The organism is Paenibacillus sp. FSL H8-0122 (assembly GCF_038005345.1).
In the GTDB taxonomy this organism is placed as follows: Bacteria; Bacillota; Bacilli; order Paenibacillales; family Paenibacillaceae; genus Paenibacillus_AQ.
Window position 1 is genome coordinate 5606729 of the sequence record NZ_JBBOTB010000001.1, and the last position, 23949, is coordinate 5630677.

The following is a 23949-nucleotide window of genomic DNA, read 5'->3' on the forward strand; positions in this document are numbered from 1 at the left end:
CATGCCTCCCTATGTAATAGCAATCTATATACAATAGCCCATGTGCTTCAGGTTTGAATCAGAGTGTCCGCAGAATGGAACAAACCGCAAGCTTCTATTATAGAAGCCTGCGGCTGCGAAGAGCTCTTATTCAATTGTATCAGATAGTTGGCCGGGAATCAGATTCCCCTCATTTCACGCCTGCCATGAATTCCCTGTAATCCTTGGCAATCTCTTTGGACAATGTATGGTGCAGATAATGACCGCCTTCGAGCGGCACCAGCTTACCGTACACGGAATCCTTCACCTGCTCCTCATGTAGCTTCATCCAGCCCTCCACATCGGTATTATTCGACTGTATGAAGAGCAGCAGCGGAAGCTCTTTAGGGAAGGCCAGCGCCTGGGCTGCTGTAAAATTCTCCTTGAAATGGTCGATCTCATTCATGACAGTGTCATTGTTTAAGTTTTTTGTGGCGATCATTTTCATCTGCTGCTTGGTGTGCTCGTCGAACGGAAGCCCGGCATACGGGTCGGGGCCTATCTTTTGGAACAATCTCATAATGCCGGATTTGTCGAGGAACTTCAGCGTCCCCACCGGTATTTTATCGTCCAAGCCTCCTTGGGTCGGCACACTGCTGTCAATTCCTACAAAGGCCTGCACTTCATCCTTATACTTGTTCACATAATCCAGCCCGTAGATTCCGGCGATGGAATGCCCCATGAGCGTGTAACGTTTGATCCCAAGCTGCTGCAGCGCTTCATGAATCTCAGTGACGATATTGTCTGAGGTCCGTTCCTTATCGGTACGGTCACTTAAGCCATAGCCGAACGGCTCCACCACGGCTACTTTGTAATTGGGGGACAGCTCGTCTACCAGCGGCTTGAAATCAAGTGCCGGTGCCCCGGTGCCATACCCCGTCAGCAGCACCACGGTCTCCTCACCCGATCCCTGGATGAGTACATTCATCTTCTTGCCATCGACTGGCACAAGCTGCCCGTACGGCTCAATCTTCTTCAGCTCCGATTTGCTGCTGATGATATTAACCACAAATACTACAGCAAAAAACAATACGATCACAATCATCAATGCCGCTATAGACTTAAGCAGGATTCTGAGTCCTTTTTTCATTATACGATCACCTGTCCTTATGAATCGAATGTGTTGACTGAATCAATTGCTAAGGATAGCTTATACAATGAAAATGTACTCCCCGTGACGGTAATGTGAACGGAAGATGAATCGGCTCAATAATCTAATCTGCGGGTGTATTCAGCGGGAGGGTTACAATAAAGCTTGTACCCGCTCCAAGCTCGCTCGTAACCCGGATGTCGCCATGATGCAGCAGGACGATCTGCCTCACGATCGCCAGTCCCATCCCGCTGCCGGTATACTTCCGGCTGTGGGAGCGGTCCGCCTTGAAGAAGCGGTCAAAGATCCGCTTCTGGTCCTCGGGGGAGATCCCGATGCCGGTGTCGGATACGCGAACGGTCACACTTTTATTATCTTGCCTCGTATGCACACTAATCACTCCCCCCTCCCCGGAGAATTTGATGCTGTTCCCGAGCAGGTTCGTCCAGACCTGGTTCAATTGGTCATAATCCGCGGTGAGCGTGGCAGCCGTCAGCTGAAGATCGAAGTTGATGCGCCGGGCCGACCATTGCGGCTGAAGAGCAACGATCACGCGCCGGATCTGTTCATCCAGGCTGAAGGTGGTGAACCGGAGCTGCTGGGACTGCGATTCCAGCAGGCTCAGCTTCAGCAGGCTGTCGCTCATCTTGGACATCCGTTCGGCTTCCCCGATGATGATATCGAGATAGCGGCCCCGCTCGCTCTCAGGAATATTCATCTGCTTCAGCGCCAGGGCATAGCCGGAGATGGAGGTCAGCGGAGACTGCACCTCATGAGATACATTCGACACGAAGTCACGGCGCATCTGCTCCAGCTGCTGCAGATCATGTGTCATCTCCTCGAAGCTGCGCGCGAGGGCACCCAGCTCTCCCGTTTGCTTGATATTCAGCTTCACGTTGAAGTCCCCGGCTGCGATCCTGCGCGTCGCGTTGGTCAGCTTCTTAATCGGCCGGACCACGAACATGGCCGCTACCAAGATCACAAGACTGCCGGAGATCAGCGAATACACCACGAAATACACCAGCCATTTCAGCACAAAGGCGGAAGAGGGGGGGCCGACAGGCTCTACGAACAATGCTTTTTTTCCCGTATCCGTAGTTAATTGCAGCCCTAGGAGGCTGGTGGATATGCCTGTCGGATTGACCTGAACGATCCTGCCTGCCAGCACCTGCTTCACCTGCTCTTCAGTCACGGTCTCCAGCTTCATTCCTTCTGGACCGCCATAAGACTGAATCCCGCCGTTCTCATCATAAATCCGCACATGATAGGTCTCAAGCTGCTTCATGCCTGCGACGAACTCGTTGGCTTCGTTCAGCGGAAAGCTCTTATAGATCCGTACGATATCTTGTCCGAAACGCAGCAAGGGAACCTGCAAATTCTCGTTCAATTCATCTTTGTACAGCCAGATTGCCAGATTGAAGGAGATCACCGTCCCTCCGATTACCGATACCAGAAAGGTCAGAACCACACGGGTATATAACGACTTGATCATTCAGTAACCTCAAGCCGGTAGCCCAGACCGCGGACAGTCTCGATCCGAAAATCCGGCGAAGCCGCAAACCGTTCACGCAGGCGCTTGATATGTACATCTATCGTCCGGTCATCCCCGGAGTAATCAATACCCCAGATCTGGTCGATCAGCTGCTCGCGGGTATAGACCTGCCCCGGTGTTCCGGCCAGCTTATACAGCAGCTCGAACTCTTTAAGCGGCAGGGACAGCGCTTCTGTCCCGTTCATCACCTTGTAGGTCTGCCGGTCCAGCGTTACCTCTCCTATACGGATCGTATGCGATTTGCCGATTCCCGAGCGCTTCAGCAAGGCTCTGACCCGGACCGTCAGCTCCAGCGGATCAAAGGGCTTGGTCAGATAATCATCGGTTCCCAGCTCGAATCCCTTCACCTTCTCCCAGGTCTCCCCCTTCGCCGTCAGCATTAACAGCGGCAGCTCCGGGTCTGCTCTGCGCAGCTCCTTGCACAGCGCCCAGCCGTCCATCACCGGCATCATAATATCCAGGATGACCAGATCCACATGGGTTCTGGCATAGACCGCCAGCGCCTCTTGACCGTCTGCCGCTTCAGCGGTATCGAATCCGTCATTGCGCAGAAATAGGCAGACAAGCTCGCGGATATTCGCATCGTCGTCTGCAACAAGTATAGTAGGCATCTATTCCCTCTTTTCATATGATCCGGCCTTATAAATATTCCTATCTTCCCTCTAGCATCACCCTGCTGCTTTGCCGGTATGCACCGACACCAGCACCCACTCCGGCCTCGCGCTCCGGCTAGGTGCCGAACCGCTGCCGGTAGCCGCATTTACGGCACAGCTCCTCAACAGCTTCCCGCCGCGAGAAGCCGTAGAACAGATTATTCGCCCGTTCCCCCTCGACAATCTCGGAGAATGGCTGCTCATGAATATTCCCGAGGTTGATCACGCCTTCGCCATCCAGACAGCACGGCACAACGGTGCCGTCTACCAGGACCGCCGCCTGGCTGCGCAGCGCATGGCAGAAGCCCTTGCCGTCATCCTCCGGCTCATGCAGCGCCGGCCATCTGAACTCGTGGTCCTGGTTCAGGTACACACGCGGGGCAATCTTCACACCGCTGCCGGGGACAACCTTCTCCTCGATCCTGTAGTCGAGGCCAAAAGCCTCCTCCAGCAGGGCCAGCGTCTCACGGTTGCGCTCCTTCTCCAGATTCGTCCGGTTGTCCTCCGTCAGATTCCAGAGCCGGAACGAGACAATGACGCCGCGCGCAGAGATCTCCCGGACGAACTGGATGATCTCTGTAAGATAACCCTCACGGTTCTCTGAGCCTGCATGGCCGTCGAAGCTGTGCAGCGAGAAGTTCATCTGCCGCAGTGCCGGCTTGCCGAGCAGCTTCGGCCCCGCTTTTCGGATCAGCGTGCCGTTGGTCGTAATATTGACCTTGAAGCCCTTGGCATGCGCGGCATCGAGCAGCTCGCCCAGCTTCGGATGCAGCAGCGGCTCGCCTTTGACATGCAGATAGATATGATTGCTATGCGGTTTGATCTCATCAAGAATGGTGTTGAACGTCTCCAGCTTCATGAAATTCTTCTGCCGCTCCGTGGGCGGACAGAAGCTGCAGGCCAGGTTGCAGACGCTTGTGATCTCGATGTATACCTTTTTGAATGTCTTCAAGTTCCGCTCCCCATTTCAATATATAATGCAGGCCAGACTGCCGTTACGCTAGAGATCCGAAGCATACCGCAGGCCAATCTGGGCTCTCGCCTCTTCCATCAGCTCTGCCACCGCCAGGGAATTGGCGTGGCTGTTGGTCGCACTCTCCCGCTGCCCGCTCTTCAGCAGATGAATGAACTCCTCAATCTCATAGTACATCGCCTCATACACCTGCGGTAGTGTAAGCTCCTCGACGGTTCCGTCGCGGTAGTGGATTTTGACCTGATAGGGCTGGTTAATCTTGTCGATCACCATCGTTCCGTTCTCGCCCTGAATCTCAGCAGGCAGATAGGAATCGGCAATCTTGGAATGCATGACCACCGCGTCCATGTCCGGGTAACGCATGACCATGCTGCCTTCCCCGTCCACACCTGAGGCGAGCATCAGCCCAACGGCCTTGACCGAATCCGGCTTGCCGAACAAAGCCACCATCGGATATAAGCAATAGATCCCCAGATCCATCAGAGAGCCGTTGGAATATTCAGGATTGAACGCATTCAGCACCGTCCCCTGCCGGTAAGCATCATACCTCGAAGAGTATTGACAATAACCTGCGAAGTAGCGCCGGACTTGACCCAGCTTATATAAGTTATCCCGGATCACGCCAAAATTCGGCATGAACGTGGATTTCATCGCTTCCATGAACAGCACATCATTGCTGCGCGCTGCTTCAATCATCGCCTTCAGCTCCCGGCTGTTGGAGGCCGCCGGCTTCTCACAGATCACATGCTTGCCATGGTTCAGACAGATCAATGAATGCTCCGCATGCATCGAGTTGGGGCTGGCGATATAGACCGCGTCCACCTCTGCGCTTGATACCATCGCCTCCAGATCCGTATAGATCGAAGCCCCGGCATACTTGGCGGCAAAAGCCTGTCCCTTCTCCTCTGTGCGGGAATACACGGCCGTGAGCAGAAACTCCTCATTCTCAAGTCCCGCCTGCACGAAGCGGTCTGTAATCCAGTTAGTCCCTACAACCCCGAAACGAATAGTCATGAATGATCCCGTCCTTTTTCAAAATATAATTTATATGTTTCTCACGCTATAAATTATCCTTCTATTTCTCGCCGAAACGGTACCGTTCTTAAAAAAGGACGGCAAAGCCGTGTCCACTTGAAATATAAGCTATAACTGCTATTTTCTCATTCCATGATAGGTATGTCCACTTATATACCGTAATTTCCGACAAATTCCGCTAGATTTCGATTGTGAAAAAAAGCACCTGAGAATAGGCTCCCTGCGTCCAATGTCCCTTGGTCCATTCGTACATGGTGGCAATGGTGCATGGTCCGGCCAATCGAAGATGGAACCCTACCAACCTGGAACGATTCGCCGATCCATCACCTTCAGCAGAGCCATGCCTCAACTTCAGGCAGGTCATCGCCCCTCCCGCTGGAGCCATGCCTCACCTCCAGGCAGGTCATCGCCCCTCCCGCTAGAGCCATGCCTTACCTCCAGGCAGGTCATCGCCCCTCCCGCTGGAGCCATGCCTCACCTCCAGGCAGATCATCGCCCCTCCCGCTGGAGCCATGCCTCACCTCCAGGCAGGTTATCGCCCATCCCGCTGGAGCCAGCAATTGTACTTTGTACACTAGAATCCGGTGAAAACCTCCTGTTTTGCCATTCTGCTGTATTTTGTACAGTAGAATAAGCAATTTGAGCCTGTAACAGGCCTTCCCCCTTAAATCTGCTGTATCAAATACAACAGAAGCGATTTTTGAGGTGTTTTTGGGACTTTCTATTGCACATAATGCAATCACCCGACTGACTGGCGAAGGCAGGCGCAGTGGGCGGTGGGTATGGGGCAGCGGGGCGGTGAGCGATGAGCAGAGCGCAATGACGATGGACAGTCGGCTGTGCACCGAGCGAACAGTTGGAGATAGTTGTAGTCTGTGCGATTAAAAACAGGAAACACGAAGGATTTCCTCTTCTAACTGTAGTCTGTACAACTAAAATCTGCCCGAAGGAGTAAGAACCAGGGTATGGAGGTATTTTAATTGTACCAAATACAGCTAAACGGATATTCGGCGGCACAACAGGCGATTTAGTTGTACAGATTACAACTCAGCATCCCACTCGCACCTTCACCAGGGCACAGCAAACCCATCAGTAAGCGATTAGTTAACGTCCTTCTCACAAATTCACATCTGATTAGCTTCTAGCGAACAGCGCACGTACTATCCAGTGTTCTACATTACGAGCTACAGCGGACAGCGCGCCTACTATCCAGTGTCCCACAATACGAGCGACAGCGAACAGCGCACGTACTATCCAGTGTTCCACAATACTAACTACAGCGGACAGCGCGCCTACTATCCAGTGTCCCACAATACAAGCGACAGCAAACAGCCCCCGCTCATCCCGGCGGGGGCTGTCTTCATCCTGCGCGGGCCCCACTGGACACGCACCTATTTTACCCGTAAAAAGCTACAAGCTGGCGCACGATCTCCACCTTATCATGATCGACCACGACCTGATGCTGCGGCTGCTCGAACAGGGCCGAGATCTGAGCCGGGAACTCCTGCTTGATGCCGGTCAAGGCAATCGCCTCGTCGAACTTGGCCGGATGCGCTGTAGCGTAAGCAATGCTTATCTCATCAGGAGCGCTGAATTTCTCATATGCGGCTACGCCACATGCCGTATGCGGGTCGAGCAGATAGCCGGATTCCTGCTGGTACTTGCTGATGATCTCCAGACACTGTGCATTCTTCACGCCCAGCGCGGAGAAATCCGCCTGTACCCGGGCCAGCAGCTCACCGTCCACCGTAATCGCGCCCTCGCTCTGCAAGGCTGCCATGTACCCGGACAGCTTATCCGCATCCTCGCCCAGCAGATAATACAGATAGCGTTCGAAGTTGCTCGCCACCTGGATATCCATCGACGGGCTGTAGGTGCCTGTGAAGCTGCCTGGTTTGTATTCGCCGGTCACCACGAACCGTTCGAGGATGTTGTTCTCATTGGTGGCGATGATCAGCTTGTGGATCGGCAGACCCATTTTCCGCGCCAGGAAGCCTGAGAAAATATTGCCGAAGTTGCCCGAAGGCACGCTGATATTGACCTTCTTCTGATCGCTCCCCAGAAGCTGCAGATAAGCATGGAAATAATAGACCGTCTGCGCCAGAATGCGCACGAAGTTAATGGAGTTAATCGCCCGCAGGTGATACCGTCCCTTGAAGTCGAGATCGGCGAACAGTTCCTTGATAATCTTCTGGCAATCGTCGAAGTTGCCCTCTACGGACAGGTTCAGCACATTGCTGTCATCTACGGTGGTCATTTGCAGCTCCTGCACCTTGCTGACTTTGCCGTGCGGATGAAGGATACAGATCTTAATGCCTTCCTTGCCGCGAACGCCCTGAATGGCCGCAGCACCAGTATCGCCGGAGGTGGCCCCGAGAATATGGATGATTTCACCGCGCACCTTGGCAATGTAGGAATACAGCTCGCCCATGAACTGCAGCGCCACATCCTTGAAGGCAAACGTCGGCCCGTGGAACAGCTCCAGCACGTATAGAGAATCGTTCACCCGGTGCAGCGGCGTAACTTCCGGAGCGCGGAAGCTGCCATAGCTGGTGTAGACCATCGAGCGCAGATCCTCATAAGGAATTTCGTCATTGGTATAGTAGGAGAAAATCTCAAGGAACAGCTCCTGAAAGCTCAGGCTTCTCCATTCCTCCAGCTTCTCCGGGGAAATCACCGGAATCTCAGCCGGTACCATGAGTCCGCCGTCATCCGCCAGCCCCATCAGAACCGTATCAATAAAGCCTCTGGCCGCTACCTTGCCTCTTGTGCTTATATACTCCATACCCGTCTCATCCTCCTGAACCCCTCTTTATTTACTGTACATATTACCACGTTTACGCGTTAAAGTCCGCTGATTCTATAAGATTAAGGCTCACCGGGGCTATTTGCCCTGAAGCTCTTTCCAGACGGTTTTGTTGCTGTACTTCTTCTCTGTGCTGACATCCAGGCCAAACCATTCCGGGGCTGTGAAGCCTTCCGCCTCCTCCAGTGAATCGAACTCAACCTCAAGCACCGTAAGCTCCAGCTGGGTGTAGAGATCAATCTCCACCGTAGTATCGTTCCATACGCCTGTAATGCGGGTTTTGACCAGCGGAACCGCCTTCACAGCCTCAATCATCTGGTTATACAAGCCTGAGGAAATGAAATATTCTATCTCCTGGCGGCTGATGCCCTTGCCATCCTTGAACGTATGCGTGTAAGTTACCTCACCCGTGTCCAGATCCGTGATCTTCCGCACCCGCAGCTCCTGCCCGTCCTCAATCGCAAGATACGTCTGGTCAATACTGTGACGGGTCAGCACCTTCAGCTGTCCTTCTTCAATCAGCCGCTCCGGGTATTCCGGCAGCAGGAATTTGCGTTCAATCTCCATAGCCATGCTGTTTCTCTCCTCTGTGTGCGAGCTTTGTGCGAGCGTTAATGTAACATATTATTTATCATCATAGGGGCGGGTCATACGCAAGTCAACCGGAGGGAACGGATTCACCGGGAAAAAAATTCTATACCTTCTGTCCGCCTAAGGCATGAATGTTACTCGCTCCCCAGGCCACAATCTCTTCGATTAGCGGAACCAATTCCTGCCCGGAGGGGGTCAGGGAATACTCGACGCGCGGAGGCACCTCAGGATATTGCTCGCGATGGATAATGCCGTAGTCGATAAGGTCCTTGAGACTGTTCGTTAACGTGGTTCCGGTGATGCCGTGCAGCCTTCTTTTTAGTTCGTTATACCGGATCGTCCCCTCTTCGCTCAGTAAAGCGAGGATAGGCAGATTCCACTTCCCGCCGATGACATGAAAAGCAAAGGTGGCTGGGCACATCTGCGTTAAGTCAACCTCATATTTCATAGGTGATTCCTCCATTAGTATATTTTATATACCAGGTATTAAAAACAATAGTACTTGTTAATCTGATTCCAGATATTATAATCATACTACAACTGGTAACGGATATTATAAAAAAGAATGTGAGGTAAACAGCTATGAATTCAAATCCTATGATCTGTGATCTGAAGACAGGGGTATGCGGGGTAAGCGACGAGGAGCATACACAAATTATAGATTTCAATCCGCAGCAGCAGCCCAAAGTTACTCTCTATTATGCTACTGATCCGATCTGTTCACACTGCTGGGCCATCGAGCCTACCCTGAACCGGTTTATCCAGCAATATGGCAAGTACTTTCATCTGCAGCCTCTGATGGGCGGATTATTAGCCGGGTGGAATGGCTTCGCTGACAAGGCAAATGGAATACAGCAGCCAGCCGATGTAGCGGGGCACTGGAAGGAAGTCGGGGCGCATTACCGCATGCCCATTGACGGCACCCTATGGCTGAACAATCCGGTCATGTCCTCTTATCCGCCCTCCAGAGTATTCAAGGTTATCCAGCAGAGACATCCGGGGAAGGAACTGGCCTACTTGCGGAGCGCCAGAGAAGCCGTCTTCGTCTTCAACCGGAATATCGGAGAAGACGAGGTCCTCGCGGATATTGTGAATAGTCTGGGATTACCCGGCGCAGAGATCGTTCAGGCCGCAGGACTGGAAGCGGCGCAGGAATTGCTGGAAGAGGATTTTCAGAAGGTGGCCCAGCTCGGCGTACGCGGCTTCCCGACCCTTGTCATGGTCAATGAAGAGAACCAAGGCATTAAGCTGGTCGGGTCCCGCACCCTGCAAAACTACGTAGATGCCTTACAGCAGCTTATTCCTGAGCCGCTTGCTCCTGCTGCTCTCCCGGCGTTGCCGGAGCTGCTGGCCGAAGGACATCTTCTCTTCTCCAGAGAAATCGAAGCCATGTACGATATCAATCCAGAGGATGTGGCGGCCTTCACCTCCGCTGAGCTTCCCGAGCATGCATACCGCACCCGGCAGATCCTGGGTGAGATGTTTATCGAACCGGCCTGAAGGCGCCCGTAGCCAACAAACAGCGGTCCCCCGTCATTGGAGGACCGCTGTTTGTTTGATTTTACCGAAGCCTGATGTTCATTATACCGAATTATGATACCCATGCGGACTGAGAATCCGCTATTTCGTATAAATCGCTACTATTGCCTTGTCATTCGGACTCAGAGGCCCTTATTCGTATGATTTCGCCTTGAAACAGCCAGCAGGGAAGACAATAAGGTCTTCTGAGTCCGTAAGAACAGAAATCAGGTTAGTGTATGAGCAAATAAGGTCATGTCAGTCCGCAAGGCCGGCTACGGGTGAGCAGAGCCACGGCTCCAGAGGTGAATCCCCGCTGCGGCAGAATTTCACAGTTGCGGGCAAGTCCACAGTTGCGGAAGTGTCTGCATCTGCTTGAGAGTTCGTGATTAGATATAATCCGCCATCGAGCGGACTACGAGTCCTGTCGGCGCGGCAGGGGTGAAGTCGCCCTCTCCATTGCCGCTGCTTCTAAGCAAGAACTCCACCGTCTTCGGCTCGCCAGGCAGCAGATCGAAGTAATTATCGGAGAAGATGCCTTCTTCTTCTACAGTGAGATGCACGCCCCACGCCAGCACATCGCTGCTCAGCGTGAAGCTCTGCCCGCCGCTTCCCGGCACCTCGGTCACCGTAATGACCGGCTGGCTCAGCGGAATATCCTTGGCGGCCGCGAAGTAATGCTCCTTACGCTCCAGCACTTGCCTTGTCTTCGGTCCTTGAGCCAGCACTTGCCCTGTCTTCGGTCCTTGCTCCAGCACCTGCCCTGTCTCCGGTCCTTGCTCCAGCACTTGCCTTGTCTCCGTCCCCAGCTCCTGCACCTGTCCTGGCACAAGCTCCGCCTGCACCACCTGCCCGCTCTCCAGCAGGGAAGCTATCAGCAGCACCTGAGCCGGTTCACGGCCCTCCAACACTTCGGCCAGCGGCAGTGTGAAGACCACAGCCGACGAATCCGCAGCAAGGGTTACCGGCTGCGACCATTCGCGCAGCAGCACGCCGCTGATATCATGCAGCCGCAGAACCAGCTCTGCGTCCAACGCCTCCCGCCGGTCAGACACCCCATAGACCTTGACGCTCTCCCCGTCTGTGCTGTCTACAGACAGCAGCACCTCCTGGAAGCTGCGGCGCACCGTATATTGCAGCGCCTTCCAGCGCCCGTAATAATCCATGCCCGCCCAGGAGGCTACCGGCCAGCAGTCATTCATCTGCCAGTACAGCGTGCCCATGCAATAAGGCTTGTTGCGGCGGTGACTCTCCATAGCCATGCGGATCGCCTCGGCCTGAAGCACCTGGCTCATGTACAGGAAGCCCCGGAAATCCTTCGGCTGTGGCAGGTACATATCCATATATTCCTTAATCAGCTGATTGCCCGATCCGTTCTTCTGATGGGCCAGCATTACCTTCGATTCCAGCGCCAGCTCCTCTTCCTCTGCATAGCTCAGCACCGACTTCAGCTCCGGGAAGGACTGGAAGCCGTATTCGCTCATGAAGCGGCCTACCTTGAGATTATAATTCTCGAACGGCTCCTTGGCATGCCAGACGCCCCAGTAGTGGATATCCCCGTCGCCCATAATCCGCGTCGCATGCTGATCCTGACCACCGGTAAGCTCGCGCAGCGGCGAGGACGGCCAGTAATCCATACCCGGATGGTTCGCAGCCACGGCTTCCGGCAGAATCCGGTGGAAGATTTCCTCATAGGCAGTCCATAAGCTCTGGCGAATCTCAGCATTCAGCTTCTCCTTCCAGCCCCAGCCCATATTCTCCTCATACTGGGACCAGGCCGAGTCAATCTCATTGTTCCCGCACCAGAGCGCGATACAAGGGTGGTTACGCAATCTGCGGACATTATATACCGCTTCTGCGCGGACATTATTCAGGAATGCCTCATCGCCCGGATACATGCTGCAGGCGAACATGAAGTCCTGCCAGACCAGCAGCCCGTATTCATCACACAGCCGGTAGAACACTTCTTCTTCATAGAAGCCGCCGCCCCACACCCGCAGCATATTCATATTGGATTCCACGGCCGTGGCAATCTCATGGCGGTAACGTTCCTCCGTAACCTCCGTGATGAAGCTGTCGTTCGGGATATGATTGGCACCCTTGGCGAAGACCGGCACCCCGTTCAGCTCAAAATGGAACGACGCCCCCTGCGCATCCGGCTTACGCACCAGCTTAATTTCCCGAAGCCCCGTCGTTACCTCCGATACCGCTACTGCATCCGCTCCTTGCAGCAGCTCTGCACGGAAAAGGTACAGCTCCGGCTTGCCCAAGCCGTTGCACCACCACAGACGCGGGCGGTCAATCACCAGCTCAAGCTCTAGCGTCTGCTTGCCCGGAGTGAGCGTAACCGCCTTCATCCATTCCTGCCCTCCGGCACTCACCCGCAACAGGCCGCTCCATGCTTCCGGGGCGTCTGCTTCAATCACGGCCGTTAGCCGGGCCTCCTGCTCATTCACCTCATGCTGGCGAATGTACAGATCCTCAATCGCAGCAACATCCCGGCCTGTCAGCACAGCTTCCCGCCAGATCCCGCTGGTCAGGAATCGCGGGCCCCAATCCCAGCCGTAGTGATACGGTGCTTTGCGGGCAAATACGCTGATCCGCTGCTCCTGAAGCCCGCCCAGCTCAGACTGGTCGTTCGGCGCAGGCAGATCGTAGCCCAGCGCCGCCAGCTTCGGCAGATCCTCCGTCACCACCGAGCGGAAAACGATGCGGATCTCATTCTCACCCGCCCGCAGCAGACCCTTCACATTCACGGTCCAGGACAGGAACATATTGTCTGCGGACAAGGCGTTCACGCCGTTCACATACACATCGGCATACGTATCCAGCCCGGCGAACACCAGCTCAGTTACCGCCAGCGTCTGCCATGTCTCTTCTAATACAAATCCTGTTCTGTATTCCCAGTCCTTTTTATCAATCCATTGCAGCTCATGTTCATTCGTTCCATAGAAGGGCTGATCGATAACGCCATTGCGCAGCAGATCCGTATGTACCGTTCCCGGTACAACAGCCGTAAGCCATTCTTCATCTCCGCAGGCTCTGAATTCCCAGTTCGACAGGTCGATTTGTAGTTGTTTCATAGTTCCTCCTATACTGTTTTTGCGCATTCCGGCGCTTAGCTAACCCCATTATATTTTGTTATAATAACGTTAGCAATAACAATATTCAAAGCAGCTATAATAAAAACAAAATGAACAACTCCTCGAACCTGCAAATGCATATCTAATCTAGATAAAGCCCCAACCAGCGAAATTAACTCAAATTGCCGAAGAGTCATTTGTTATTATTGTTATCTTAATTATTATCGGACCCGGCCCAACTTACTTCTGCTTCTGCTGCTCTTCATGCTCCTTAATCACCTGCTCCGTCCCGAGCAGAATCAGCCTCAGGCCGAATTCAAAGGCCCCATCGGTCCCCAGCAGCTCGAACAGTCCGTTCTTGAACATCCTCTGGAACAACCCAACCTCCTTCTCGCTCATGGAGTCCATCAGGCGGAGCAGTTCCTCGCCCGGAGGCTCCTGCTGTTCCTTAGCCATCATGGCGACATTGCGCTCATGCTCATAATCATCCAGCACGAAGAAGAACACGAAGTTCACAAGTGTAGTGACCACCTGCACCTTCTGCGCCTCCTCAAGCGGCGTGGATTCCACACAGTGCAGCATCCGGTTGTTGAACCGGATAATGTCCGGCTCGTGGGGCAGCGTCATCATCATAAGCTGCGTAGAGCAGGAATACCGGCTGAGCACACTCCGTACCGTTACCGCAAATTCTGTCAGCTGCTCCTTCCAGTCGCCTTCCGGGCGGTGCTCCTCCAGGATGACTCTGGAGATGTGGTTGGCCAGCCGCTGGTAGAGATTCTGTTTGCTCTTGAAATACCAATACAGCGAGGGAGCCTGAATCCCCAGCCGGTCCGCCAGACGCCGCATACTGAATTTCTCGATCCCCCCCTCCCTGAGAAGCTCCCACGAAGCTTCCAGAATCCGGTCTTCCGAGATTTGAGGTTGTGCTTTTTTCATCGCTATCCGCCCTTTTATCTAACAGTGTAAGTTGATGCTTTACAGTCTCTTAGGTTCATGATATCATCTAACACTGTAAGGTTCAATCTAACGCCGTTAGATTAACAAAAATCAGTGAAAGAAGTGATCCCTAATGGATACCGAAAACCTTTATTATTTTGAAAAAGCACCCATCACTAAAGCCGTCGCCCATTTCGCCGTGCCCATGATGTTAGGCACCTCCATGAACGTCATCTATTCGATTCTGAATGCCTATTTCCTGGGCACTCTCCACAATACGGCCATGCTGACCGCACTCGCCCTGACCCTGCCGCTGTTCGCCATCATTATGGCGCTGGGCAATCTGGTGGGCATCGGCAGCGGCACCTACATCTCGCGGCTGCTTGGTGAGCACAAATATGATGAAGTCAAGCAAGTGTCTTCCTTCGCCTTTTACAGTAGTCTCTTGCTTGGCCTCCTTGTGATGGCGGTAGGTCTGCCGCTAATCGGCCCTATCCTTCACAGTCTGGGAGCAACGCCGGATTCCTATGAATTCACGAAGGATTATGTCACAATCATGCTGATTGGCGCGCCGTTTGTTGTCTTGTTCTTTACACTGGAGAATATGGTCCGCTCCGAGGGTGCAGCCATCGTCTCCATGATCGGTATGATGCTCAGCGTGGTGGTTAATATCCTGCTCGATGCATTTGTCATCTTCGTTCTCCACTGGGGTGTAATTGGCGTAGCGTCGGCAACGGTTGTTGCCAACATGGTTGCGAGTGCCTACTATGCCTTCCACATGGGCTACAAAAGCCAATTCCTGACGGTCTCCTTCAAATGGTTCAAGGCCACCAAGGATATCTTAAGCAATGTATTCAAAATCGGCGTTCCGGTCTTCATCATGAGTGTCTTTCTGGGAGCCATGTCGCTGATCTTCAATCTGTTCCTGATCGAATATGGGGATTCGGCTGTAGCCGCTTACGGGATATCCTCAAGATTGCTGCAGTTCCCCGAGTTTATTCTGATGGGGTTATGCGAGGGAGTGGTGCCGCTCATTGCCTTCTCATTTACAGCGGATAAGCTGCGCATGAAGCATACGATCGGATTCACAGTAAAAGCGATGGCCGCCATGGCTGCCGTATTCGGCATCGTCGTCTATCTGATCTCCGACCATCTGATTGGTCTGTTCACACGGGACCCGCAAATGATTGAAATGGGCAGCTACATTCTGCATGTCACCTTCTTGTCCTTATTCATTTCGGGGCTGACCACCTTGTTCATGGGGATTTTCCAGGCCACCGCGCAGGGAACAGCCGCGTTCGTAATGTCGATTATTCAAGGGGTCACACTGATTCCTGTGCTCTACTTCGCCAACCGGATGAACGGCTTCCACGGGGTGGTATGGTCGCTGGTCATTGCCGATGCCGCTGCCTTCCTGGTCGGTGCTGCCATGCTGTACGCCCTGCGGCACAAGCTCCAGCCCGAACTGGAGAGTCTGGTGCATTAAGTAAGCCTAAGCCGCCTCTGAGCAATACAAGCAGCCGCAGGAAGCCCTTCCTGCGGCTGCTTTATGTTACTATGAAGGTTGTAACGAACGAATCCCAATCTGCAGAAGGAGTCTGATCAGCTTGCACACACCCTCCCATCCTAACTACGGCTCTCAGGACATCGAGGTCTACGATACAACCGAGCTATATGGCGAGACCGGACGGTTCCGGGTACTGCAATTCTCGGGGGAAGCTGTTCAGGGCGCACTGGATCTGGACCATCCGCGCCGGGTGATCTTCGAGTATCCCCGGGCGATGATTCATCTGATGGAGGCGGGCAATCCGCATTTCGAGCGTGTCTTCCTGATCGGACACGGGATTGGTACAATTGCCGGTTATTTCGCAGAGAAGCAGTTTACGGTGGCTGAGGTGAATGCGAAGGTTGTGGAATACAGCAGAACCCGCTTTGGCTACACGCAGGATAACATCCTGATCGGTGACGGCCGCAGCCTGCTGGAAGCCGCGCCGGAACGCGGCCATGACTACATCCTGCTTGATGCCTTCACCGCTGCCGGGACGCCGCCCCATTTCACTACGCTGGAGTTCTTCCGACTTACCCGTGCCAAGCTGAACGGACACGGCCAGCTCATCATGAATCTGATGGGCCGCAGCGGCAATGACCGTTTCATCAGTGCCATCCATACCACACTCCGTGAAGTGTATCCATATACCAGAACCTTCGCCCTCCCGGCAGAAGGAACCGCCGATCTGCGCAATATCCTCATGACCGCCAGCGCCCGGCCGATCCCCTATCAGTCCCGCCACATGGCCGGCTTCAGCGAGATCACTCCAGGGATCGGTCATGTGATCCGGGACCGGTAGTGCAGCAGGCGTCCAGGTCGAGTATATTCTCCAAATTCAGCAAGTGAATAAACTGGCGGTTGTCTTTATAGACGGCATCCAGCACCTCTGGATTCTGGAGAATGTGATCCGGCGCCTCATCCATGTGCTCCCTTGCGAGCAGTTGCACCGCTGACACCTGATCCACCCATATCCCTACTTCCTGTCCCGACACCTCGCAGATCAGAATCCGGGAGCCGGCCGTCTGTTCACCGCAGCCCATTTCGAGCTTGGGCCGTATGTCATAGACCGGGAACAGCAGTCCGCGCAGATTAATCATTCCCAGGATATGAGCCGGCGCGGACACCAGCGAATGAATCTCCGGTACGGGGACAATCTCCTTCATTTGACGGATCGGAATTCCGAAATCCAGCTTCTCCAGCTTGAAGGTGATATATTTCCCGCTCTGACTATCCTGATTCCCTGCCGTAACTGTGTTCTCTTGGAGCAGTGTATCGTAGGCCGAGCCTGTTTCCCTTGCAATCGAGCCTATATCCAGGATATGGGCCACACGGCCGTCGCCAAGTATGGTTGAGCCTGCGATATAAGAAACGTTGCCTATGTAACTTCCCAGTGACTTGATGACAATCTCCTGATTGCCGATCGTCTGATCTACTACCAGACAGACCCGCTTATCCGCGAAGCCGACGATGACAACGAACAGCCGGCCGTTCACCGTATGCTCCCCTTCCTCCACTTGCAGCATATGATGCAGACGGACAAGCGGAAGCACCTGATCGCGGAACTGGCAGACCTCCCGTCCCTGGATGGTAACAATATCCTCCGCCGTCATTCTGAATATTTCAATGACATTTATCAGCGGAATGGCAAAGGTACTGCTCCCCAGCTTAACCAGCAGAGAACGGATGATGGCAAGAGTCAGCGGTACCTTGATCGTGAATATACTCCCCTGATTAGGAACCGTCTCAATATCTATAACGCCATTTAATTTCTCTATATGTGCTTTGACAATATCCATGCCCACTCCGCGGCCGGATAAATCTGTGACCGTACGGGCTGTTGAGATGCCAGAGCGGAAAATCAGCATCACCAGCTCTTTGTCCGTCATGCGCTTCACTTCATCAGTAGTGACGAAGCCTTTACGCACAGCGGCTTCTTTAACCTTGCCGGTATCAATGCCCCTGCCGTCATCGGATACCGTAATCAAAATCATGTTCCCTTGATGACTTGCCCGCAGCGTAATGGTCCCTTTCCGAGGCTTGCCCGAAGCTGCACGTTCTTCCGGCGACTCCAGCCCATGGTCCACGGCGTTGCGCAGAATATGGATCAGAGGATCACTGATCTCCTCAATGAGGCTGCGGTCCAGCTCGGTCTCATTGCCCTCAATAATGAATTCGATCTCCTTGCCCGACTTCTGCGCCAAATCCCGGATCATCCGGGGGAAGCGGCCGAACAGATGCTCCATCGGCAGCATCCGGGTCTTCATCATCCCCTCCTGAAGATCGCTGATGACCATATTCAAATGTCCTGCAATATCATTAAGCAGATGAACATCACTGTTGTTCTTGAACTGCTCGCTTAATCTGGAACGGACACTGTGCAGCCTGGTATTATCTATAATCAGCTCACCTACCAGATTCAGCAGTCCCTCCAGCCGCTCCACATCCACACGGACCGTCTGGGCCGCATAGCCGTTATTTTTATGAGCCTCTTTTCCTTCGGTGAAGGTGTCGAGGTTTGCTTTTGTAATAGGATCTGTATGTATAATTTCAATCTGTGAGATTTCCTGCAGACAGTCCATCATATCCTGCCGGGACTGCTGCGTAAGCAGAATATATGCAATAGTACCGGAGAACTGCGCATCCCTCTCGAGGGATTCCAGCTCGGGGAAGGTGGCAACCACCTCGCCCGTTTCCCGCAGCTTGGCTTCTACGAGCTTCGCGCGGACATATTTCATCGGCTCCTCAGCAGCAAGCTGAATATGAACCGCCATTGCCGCAGAGCCTTGATCTATAGCTGCCTGGATCTGCTCTTTACGGATATTATCGAAGATAATATCCGGCGCAGCCCCCGCTTCTCCCTGCGCAGGCCCCTCTCCAGCAGGAGCGGGCGAATCGGCTGCTGTCTTCCGCAACTCTTTTAACCGGCGCAACAGCTCTGAGATGTCCCCCTCCTCCAGCGCACCGCTCAGAATGGATTGACGAAGCTCCTTAATGAAGTCTACGCAGTCAAAGAGGATGTTCAATAACTCGGAGGTTACGTCCAGCTGTCTGCCCCTGAGCAGCTCCAGCACACTTTCCATCTGATGCGTCAGCCGGTTAAGCTGCTTGAATCCCATGACCGCGGATGAGCCCTTGAGCGTATGTGCGACCCGGAAGATCCTCTGAATAAGGTCATTCTGATACCCTTTGCTCTCCAGCATGAGCAGGGCCTCATCCAAATACCGCAGCTGCTCGTCCATTTCATCCAGAAAAACGCCCAAATATATCCTATTATGAAACTCGTTCATTTCTGTTCTCCTCCCCGCCTTCATGCGTTAGCCTTCACCCGTCACTTAGCAGACGCCCGATGTTCAGAATGCTGATCAGCTCCTCAGCACACATGCCGATCCCGTCCATGTACTGCATTCCCTGCACTTCATGGGACTCCAGAGGAGGTTCCACCTCATGAAAGGAAGCCACCTTCTCTACGGAATCCACCATAATCCCTATGGCCTCCTGCCGATAATGCACCACTACGATCCTTGACCGGGCATCCGGTGGAGATTCTGCCAGGCCAAACCGCCTGCACAGACTGATCACCGGTATAATTTTGCCGCGTAAATTAATCACGCCCTTAATAAAAGACTTGCTGTTAGGCACGGCTGTGATAGGCTCCATCTTGATAATCTCATCAATCTCCCGGATAGCGATGGCCAGCTTCTCCTGTACTAGCCGGAAGATGATGTACTGCTCCGTTCGTGCAGCCAGCATGGCTTACTCCCCCTCTACAATCTGAACACCGACACCGAGCTATTCAGTTCATCCGCCAAGGAGGCGAGCATTTGCGAAGAGGAGGCCGTCTCCTCGGCGGCGGCAGCAGACTCCTGGCTTCCAGCCGCAATGGATTCAATCGAGAGCAGCACCCCGTTCGTCTGCGCCGCCTGTTCCTCACAAGCCGCAGCGATGCCTGTAATCTGTTGGGCAGTATCATTGATCCGGCTAACGATATCGTCGATCAGCCGCTCTGTGCGCTCGGACAGGACCGATACGTCACTAACAGCCTGCACACTCAGAACCGTATTCTTCTGCATCACCCGGATGATCAGGGCAATCTGTTTGGTAGCTTCACTGCTCCGTTCAGCCAGCTTGCGGACCTCATCGGCGACAACGGCGAAGCCCCGTCCCTGCTCGCCGGCACGCGCGGCCTCAATCGCTGCATTGAGCGCCAGCAGATTGGTCTGCTCGGCAATCTCATCAATCACCTCGATAATCTCGCCGATCTTCTGGGAATCCTGCTCAAGCAGCTCCATCTTCTCCGACAAATTGCTCATGCCGAGGCCGGATTCTCTGACCGCAGTGCTTCCCTCCTCAGCGCCCTGACGCGTCAGCAGAGACAGCTCCGATGCCTGCTCGGCATTCTTCGCAACCTCATCGATGCCCCGGGTCAGATCCTGAACCAGCTGATTGATATTTTGCGCCGCCTGCGCCTGGGATTGGCTGCCGCTGGCGATTTCTTCTGTCGTTGCCGATATTTCCTCAGAGGAGGCTGCGACACTTTGCGCCGCTTCGACAGTTCCGCCAATCAGCTTGCGCAGGCTGGTAATCATCTCATTGGCTGCTGCGGCCAGCCGTCCGAACTCGTCCCGGTTCCTGATCGCAACCTCCTCCCTGAGGTCACCGCCTGCCATGCGGACCATTGCAGCGAGCAGCTTGGATACCGGACCGACGATGCCCTGCGAGATCACGACACCAAGCACAATGGCTGCAATTGCCGCAATGCTGGAGATGATCAGGATCATCAATCTTCCCGTGGTATAGCTGGCAACCGTAGAGTCGATCCGTTCATCTGCACCTTGGATGACATTACTGACGGCCAGATCGGCGGTATCCTGAGCCTTCTGCAAATCAGGCAGTGCATCGATTAAGACGCCGTAGGCCTGCGTATTCTGATCTTTATCCAGCAGTTCATTGACTTTGGGTACGGATTGGTTATAGTTATCCACGCTCTGCTTAATGATCTCTAACGCAGCCCGTTGATCCGCATTCAGTGCGAGCTCTCCATAGACCTTCATCCGGTCAGCAATCTTGTCCTGATCCGCTTTAATAACTGCCTGAATCTCCGCCTTCACCGAATCATCGGTTTCGAGGATAAGCTTGAACAAGTCACCGCGCAGCTTGTACAGCTCCGTCCGGATCTCGGCAACATTGACGAGCGCGGGAAAGTTGTAGCTCTGCATCTGTACAGAGTTACTGTTCATGCCCGCCATTTTCATAATCGATAGCCCGCTGATAAATATAAGCAACGCTACAATAACCAGAAAGCCTCCCAACAATTTGGTGCGGATGTTTAGTTTCAAATGAAGCACTCCTCAATATGTATTTTGTCGAGCCTACAAAGCTTCCCCTATTATGAATAACGTATGACCTCTGCGCCTATCGCCACTGGTTCCTAAGTTTCGACATAATCTTCCTGTATTCTACAGGCCTTCTTTCCTTTATCAAGTGGAAACGGCTTTGCCGTCCTTTTAAAGGACGGCATTCGTTTCAGCGAGAAATAGAAGGATAATTTATAGCGTGAAACCTATAAATTCTTATATTTGCACAAAAAAAGCAATGTACGCTTACATGCTGCGTAATCATTGCTTTCTTAGAAAATCTGTTTTGCCTGTGGCTTGATACATGTGAGAGATGGCCTGTGATCTGCTATGTACACCGAGCTTTTCATATATTTTGGTGATGTGATTCTTGACAGTATGCGTACTGATAAACAGCTTCTCCGCAATTTGCTTGTTATTGAGGCCCGTCAGCAGACCATCCAGGATATCCCTTTCCCGGGTAGTAAACCGTACGCCCCCCACTTCCTGCGCTGCGACCGGCGAAGGAGCTATCAGTTGTTCAAAGGACCGCATCAGCGGTTCGGCTATGGGTATAGGAAGTGTTTCCTTCCATTGCCTGCCGCCTTGCTCCGTATACTTCGTGAGCATAAGCAAGACCTTCGCCAAGTACAGATGGGAACTTTCTCCTGCATCCTCTTCTCCATTGTAAGCCAACAGGTAATAATGCATATGACGCAGAATGCATACCGCGGGGATGTCACCCAAATATTCACGGAGCAGCCCTATAGGATATGGAGCGAGGAATGCGGCATGGCCGATCCATTCAATCTCCTCAGCAGAGTGATTTAGTGGCTCCAGCAAGTCCTGTGCAAGTCTTTGAATCTCCGCAGCTCTGCTATGCGCTATCGGCTCCTGCGTCAGCAATGTATCCCGTAACAGCCGCATAATGTCCTCCCCGGAGGGCACAGCGCCAGGCTGCTGCACAAGCAGCTTGGTCACTAGCAGCACATTGGTCATATGAAAAATCGTTTCATATTCCCGCCGCTGCCCCTCATCTCTGAACTGGACCGTGAATAACCCCAGCAGCCTTTGTTCAAATACCATAGGATGCTCTACCAGCTGCCAGCTCTTCCATTCACGCCGGATCGGCTTGTTCAGCAGATTGAACCCCGGTATCCCGTCAGCGAAATAGATCTGTTCAGCATCTTCTGCGTAGACGGTGTACAGCTCATTCGGAGCAGAAGAGGAAGAATAGATCCTCAGTCCGGCTTCGTCAGGCGTATGTAATAACAAGCACATGAACGGACTGCCTAGCTGCTGCTGGAAAAACTCAATGAACAGCTGCAGGTAATCCTCCTTATCCTGAGTAACCAGAATCCCTTGGACAATTTCTTTATAGGTATCATGCCTCTTCTTTTGACGTTCATATAGCGCTTCGCTCTCCATATGATACATAGAAGCAGCGAGCTGATGGGCCACCAGCATGCCCATATCCGCCTGCTCCTCCGTCAGCTCCGGGCGGGCCGGATCTCCGGCATACAATAACCCATACAGCTTGTCCTTGTATTTGATGGGATAGCAGATTAACACCTTAGGCCTAACCCCATGGGCAGCAAAAAAAGAAATCCGGAGATCGCGGTCAGCATTCCTCCAGTACCCCATTTGCTTGGAGAGCCCCACCTGTCCCAGAAATCCCTCACCGTAAAAAAAAGAAGCCCCCTGCAGGGAGTTATCCTTAGGCATACCGGTTGTCTCCACCACTGTGAATTGGTCCCCGTCTGCTGCATTCATGGCATAGCCCGCAAATTCTACTCCAAGAATACGCACCACAATGCCCAGTATTCCTTGCAGCCACTCCGGGCTTGCCGGGTCCAGCAGATAAATCAGATTCATAAGCTGCAGGTCATACGCAGAATATTCTCCGCCCTGCTCCCGTTCAAGCAGAGCCTGCACGGTATCAGCCAGTATGTCCAATTGGCTGATAATCCGGGCGACGCCCTCCTGATCCAATACCGGCACCTTATCCAGAGCTTGAATCCAGTCCTCCCATTCCCCGGAGGGAACGGTTTCATGAATCCTTCCGGTAATCAGCTCTTTCGTACAACCGTCCACCCAGACGCCTGTCAGAATATAATAGGGCCTTTGCTTACTGAGCCCGATGGAGGTAACCAGCATTTTCAGCCCGGAGCGGGTCTCATAGACAATAGTTTTCGATACATTCCTGACCTTTTCCAGCAGATTCGCAATTGCATGTTCAGCGGTTGCACAAGGAGAACCGAACAACAGAGATGCCATCTCGGTTAAGCCGGAGGGTTCTGTTATTCGTTTGTCCGCTTGATCGGTAATAATAATTGTCAATCCGCATAATGATGCGTATGCGTCTTGCAAAGACTGCAGATTTCGGCGGAGCTTGTTCTTCATTGCTTATTCCTCACTTTCCCCTCCAAAATTCGCCATAGCCTCACTGATTCCCTGCTTTTTCTCCCTTTCATTCTACAAACGTAGCATTATAGTCCAAGAATCCAAATACAAAAATGCGCAATTGCGAAAAAATATCATCCGGCCGATTGACAGATATCATTTGGCAAACGCACCCTCGCCAGCAAAATGTGATCGGTTTTTCGATTACATTCGGTCCACGCACCCCTCGCCAGCAAAATGTGGTCGGTTTTTCGATTACATTCGGTCCAGGTACCCCTCGCCAGCAAAATGTGGTCGGTTTTTCGATTACATTCGGTCCAGGCACCCCTCGCCAGCAAAATGTGATCGGTTTTTCGATTACATTCCGACCAATCACCCCTCGCCAGCAAAATGTGATCGGTTTTTCGAT

The 23949-nt window shown here is 53.2% G+C and carries 18 protein-coding genes; 3 read left to right on the forward strand and 15 right to left on the reverse strand.

Annotated elements, in window-relative coordinates; genetic code table 11:
• Nucleotides 1–169 precede the first annotated feature (169 nt).
• The 9 genes from NSS64_RS24155 to NSS64_RS24195 all read right to left on the reverse strand — a co-directional run bounded on the left by NSS64_RS24155 (nucleotide 170) and on the right by NSS64_RS24195 (nucleotide 9166).
• Nucleotides 170–1108: an alpha/beta hydrolase gene (locus NSS64_RS24155; RefSeq protein WP_341141787.1), complete on the reverse strand. Its 939-nt coding sequence runs from the start codon at nucleotides 1106–1108 to the stop codon at nucleotides 170–172.
• A gap of 124 nt (nucleotides 1109–1232) precedes the next feature.
• Nucleotides 1233–2600: a sensor histidine kinase gene (locus NSS64_RS24160; protein ID WP_340944036.1), complete on the reverse strand. Its 1368-nt coding sequence runs from the start codon at nucleotides 2598–2600 to the stop codon at nucleotides 1233–1235.
• Nucleotides 2597–3271: a response regulator transcription factor gene (locus tag NSS64_RS24165; RefSeq protein WP_340991150.1), complete on the reverse strand. Its 675-nt coding sequence runs from the start codon at nucleotides 3269–3271 to the stop codon at nucleotides 2597–2599. Before NSS64_RS24165 ends, NSS64_RS24160 begins: the two co-directional genes overlap by 4 nt.
• Nucleotides 3272–3389: 118 nt before the next feature.
• Nucleotides 3390–4265 carry a radical SAM/SPASM domain-containing protein gene (locus NSS64_RS24170; RefSeq protein ID WP_341141788.1) on the reverse strand — a complete coding sequence of 292 codons (876 nt, stop codon included), beginning with the start codon at nucleotides 4263–4265 and terminating at the stop codon, nucleotides 3390–3392.
• 48 nt (nucleotides 4266–4313) lie between these two features.
• Nucleotides 4314–5300 carry a Gfo/Idh/MocA family protein gene (locus NSS64_RS24175; protein WP_036731252.1) on the reverse strand — a complete coding sequence of 329 codons (987 nt, stop codon included), beginning with the start codon at nucleotides 5298–5300 and terminating at the stop codon, nucleotides 4314–4316.
• 1155 nt (nucleotides 5301–6455) lie between these two features.
• On the reverse strand, nucleotides 6456–6701 hold the full coding sequence (locus NSS64_RS24180; protein ID WP_341141789.1) for a hypothetical protein: 246 nt from the start codon (nucleotides 6699–6701) through the stop codon (nucleotides 6456–6458).
• A gap of 16 nt (nucleotides 6702–6717) precedes the next feature.
• Complete coding sequence (gene thrC, locus NSS64_RS24185; protein WP_341141790.1) at nucleotides 6718–8106, reverse strand: threonine synthase; 1389 nt, start codon at nucleotides 8104–8106, stop codon at nucleotides 6718–6720.
• Nucleotides 8107–8205: 99 nt separating this feature from the next.
• Nucleotides 8206–8700, reverse strand: a complete 495-nt coding sequence (locus NSS64_RS24190; RefSeq protein ID WP_341141791.1) for a CYTH domain-containing protein — start codon at nucleotides 8698–8700, stop codon at nucleotides 8206–8208.
• A 121-nt stretch (nucleotides 8701–8821) separates the two neighbouring features.
• Complete coding sequence (locus tag NSS64_RS24195; RefSeq protein WP_341141792.1) at nucleotides 8822–9166, reverse strand: winged helix-turn-helix transcriptional regulator; 345 nt, start codon at nucleotides 9164–9166, stop codon at nucleotides 8822–8824.
• 134 nt (nucleotides 9167–9300) lie between these two features.
• Here NSS64_RS24195 and NSS64_RS24200 point away from each other — a divergent pair, with 134 nt between their 5' ends.
• A complete protein-coding gene (locus NSS64_RS24200; RefSeq protein ID WP_341141793.1) occupies nucleotides 9301–10218 on the forward strand; it encodes a DsbA family protein in 918 nt (305 codons plus the stop codon).
• Nucleotides 10219–10625: 407 nt separating this feature from the next.
• Here NSS64_RS24200 and NSS64_RS24205 read toward each other — a convergent pair whose 3' ends face one another.
• Together NSS64_RS24205 and NSS64_RS24210 are read right to left on the reverse strand one after the other, a co-directional pair.
• Nucleotides 10626–13319: a beta-mannosidase gene (locus NSS64_RS24205; RefSeq protein WP_341141794.1), complete on the reverse strand. Its 2694-nt coding sequence runs from the start codon at nucleotides 13317–13319 to the stop codon at nucleotides 10626–10628.
• A gap of 240 nt (nucleotides 13320–13559) precedes the next feature.
• On the reverse strand, nucleotides 13560–14255 hold the full coding sequence (locus NSS64_RS24210) for a TetR/AcrR family transcriptional regulator (RefSeq protein ID WP_341141795.1): 696 nt from the start codon (nucleotides 14253–14255) through the stop codon (nucleotides 13560–13562).
• Nucleotides 14256–14388: 133 nt separating this feature from the next.
• Between NSS64_RS24210 and NSS64_RS24215 the strand changes: the two genes are divergently transcribed.
• Complete coding sequence (locus NSS64_RS24215; protein WP_340991141.1) at nucleotides 14389–15741, forward strand: MATE family efflux transporter; 1353 nt, start codon at nucleotides 14389–14391, stop codon at nucleotides 15739–15741.
• Between the two features lie 121 nt (nucleotides 15742–15862).
• Nucleotides 15863–16603 carry a spermidine synthase gene (locus NSS64_RS24220; RefSeq protein ID WP_340944050.1) on the forward strand — a complete coding sequence of 247 codons (741 nt, stop codon included), beginning with the start codon at nucleotides 15863–15865 and terminating at the stop codon, nucleotides 16601–16603.
• Here the strand turns inward: NSS64_RS24220 and NSS64_RS24225 are convergent.
• The 4 genes from NSS64_RS24225 to NSS64_RS24240 form a co-directional block, all read right to left on the reverse strand.
• The gene (locus NSS64_RS24225; RefSeq protein WP_341141796.1) at nucleotides 16566–19091 is read right to left on the reverse strand and encodes a chemotaxis protein CheW; all 2526 of its coding nucleotides are present in this window, start codon (nucleotides 19089–19091) and stop codon (nucleotides 16566–16568) included. The genes NSS64_RS24220 and NSS64_RS24225 overlap by 38 nt on opposite strands.
• Nucleotides 19092–19125: 34 nt before the next feature.
• A complete protein-coding gene (locus NSS64_RS24230) occupies nucleotides 19126–19554 on the reverse strand; it encodes a chemotaxis protein CheW (RefSeq protein ID WP_341141797.1) in 429 nt (142 codons plus the stop codon).
• Nucleotides 19555–19568: 14 nt separating this feature from the next.
• Nucleotides 19569–21140, reverse strand: coding sequence for a methyl-accepting chemotaxis protein (locus NSS64_RS24235; RefSeq protein ID WP_340944057.1), 1572 nt, complete (start codon nucleotides 21138–21140; stop codon nucleotides 19569–19571).
• 279 nt (nucleotides 21141–21419) lie between these two features.
• On the reverse strand, nucleotides 21420–23540 hold the full coding sequence (locus tag NSS64_RS24240) for a LuxR C-terminal-related transcriptional regulator (protein ID WP_341141798.1): 2121 nt from the start codon (nucleotides 23538–23540) through the stop codon (nucleotides 21420–21422).
• Between the last annotated feature and the right edge of the window lie 409 nt (nucleotides 23541–23949).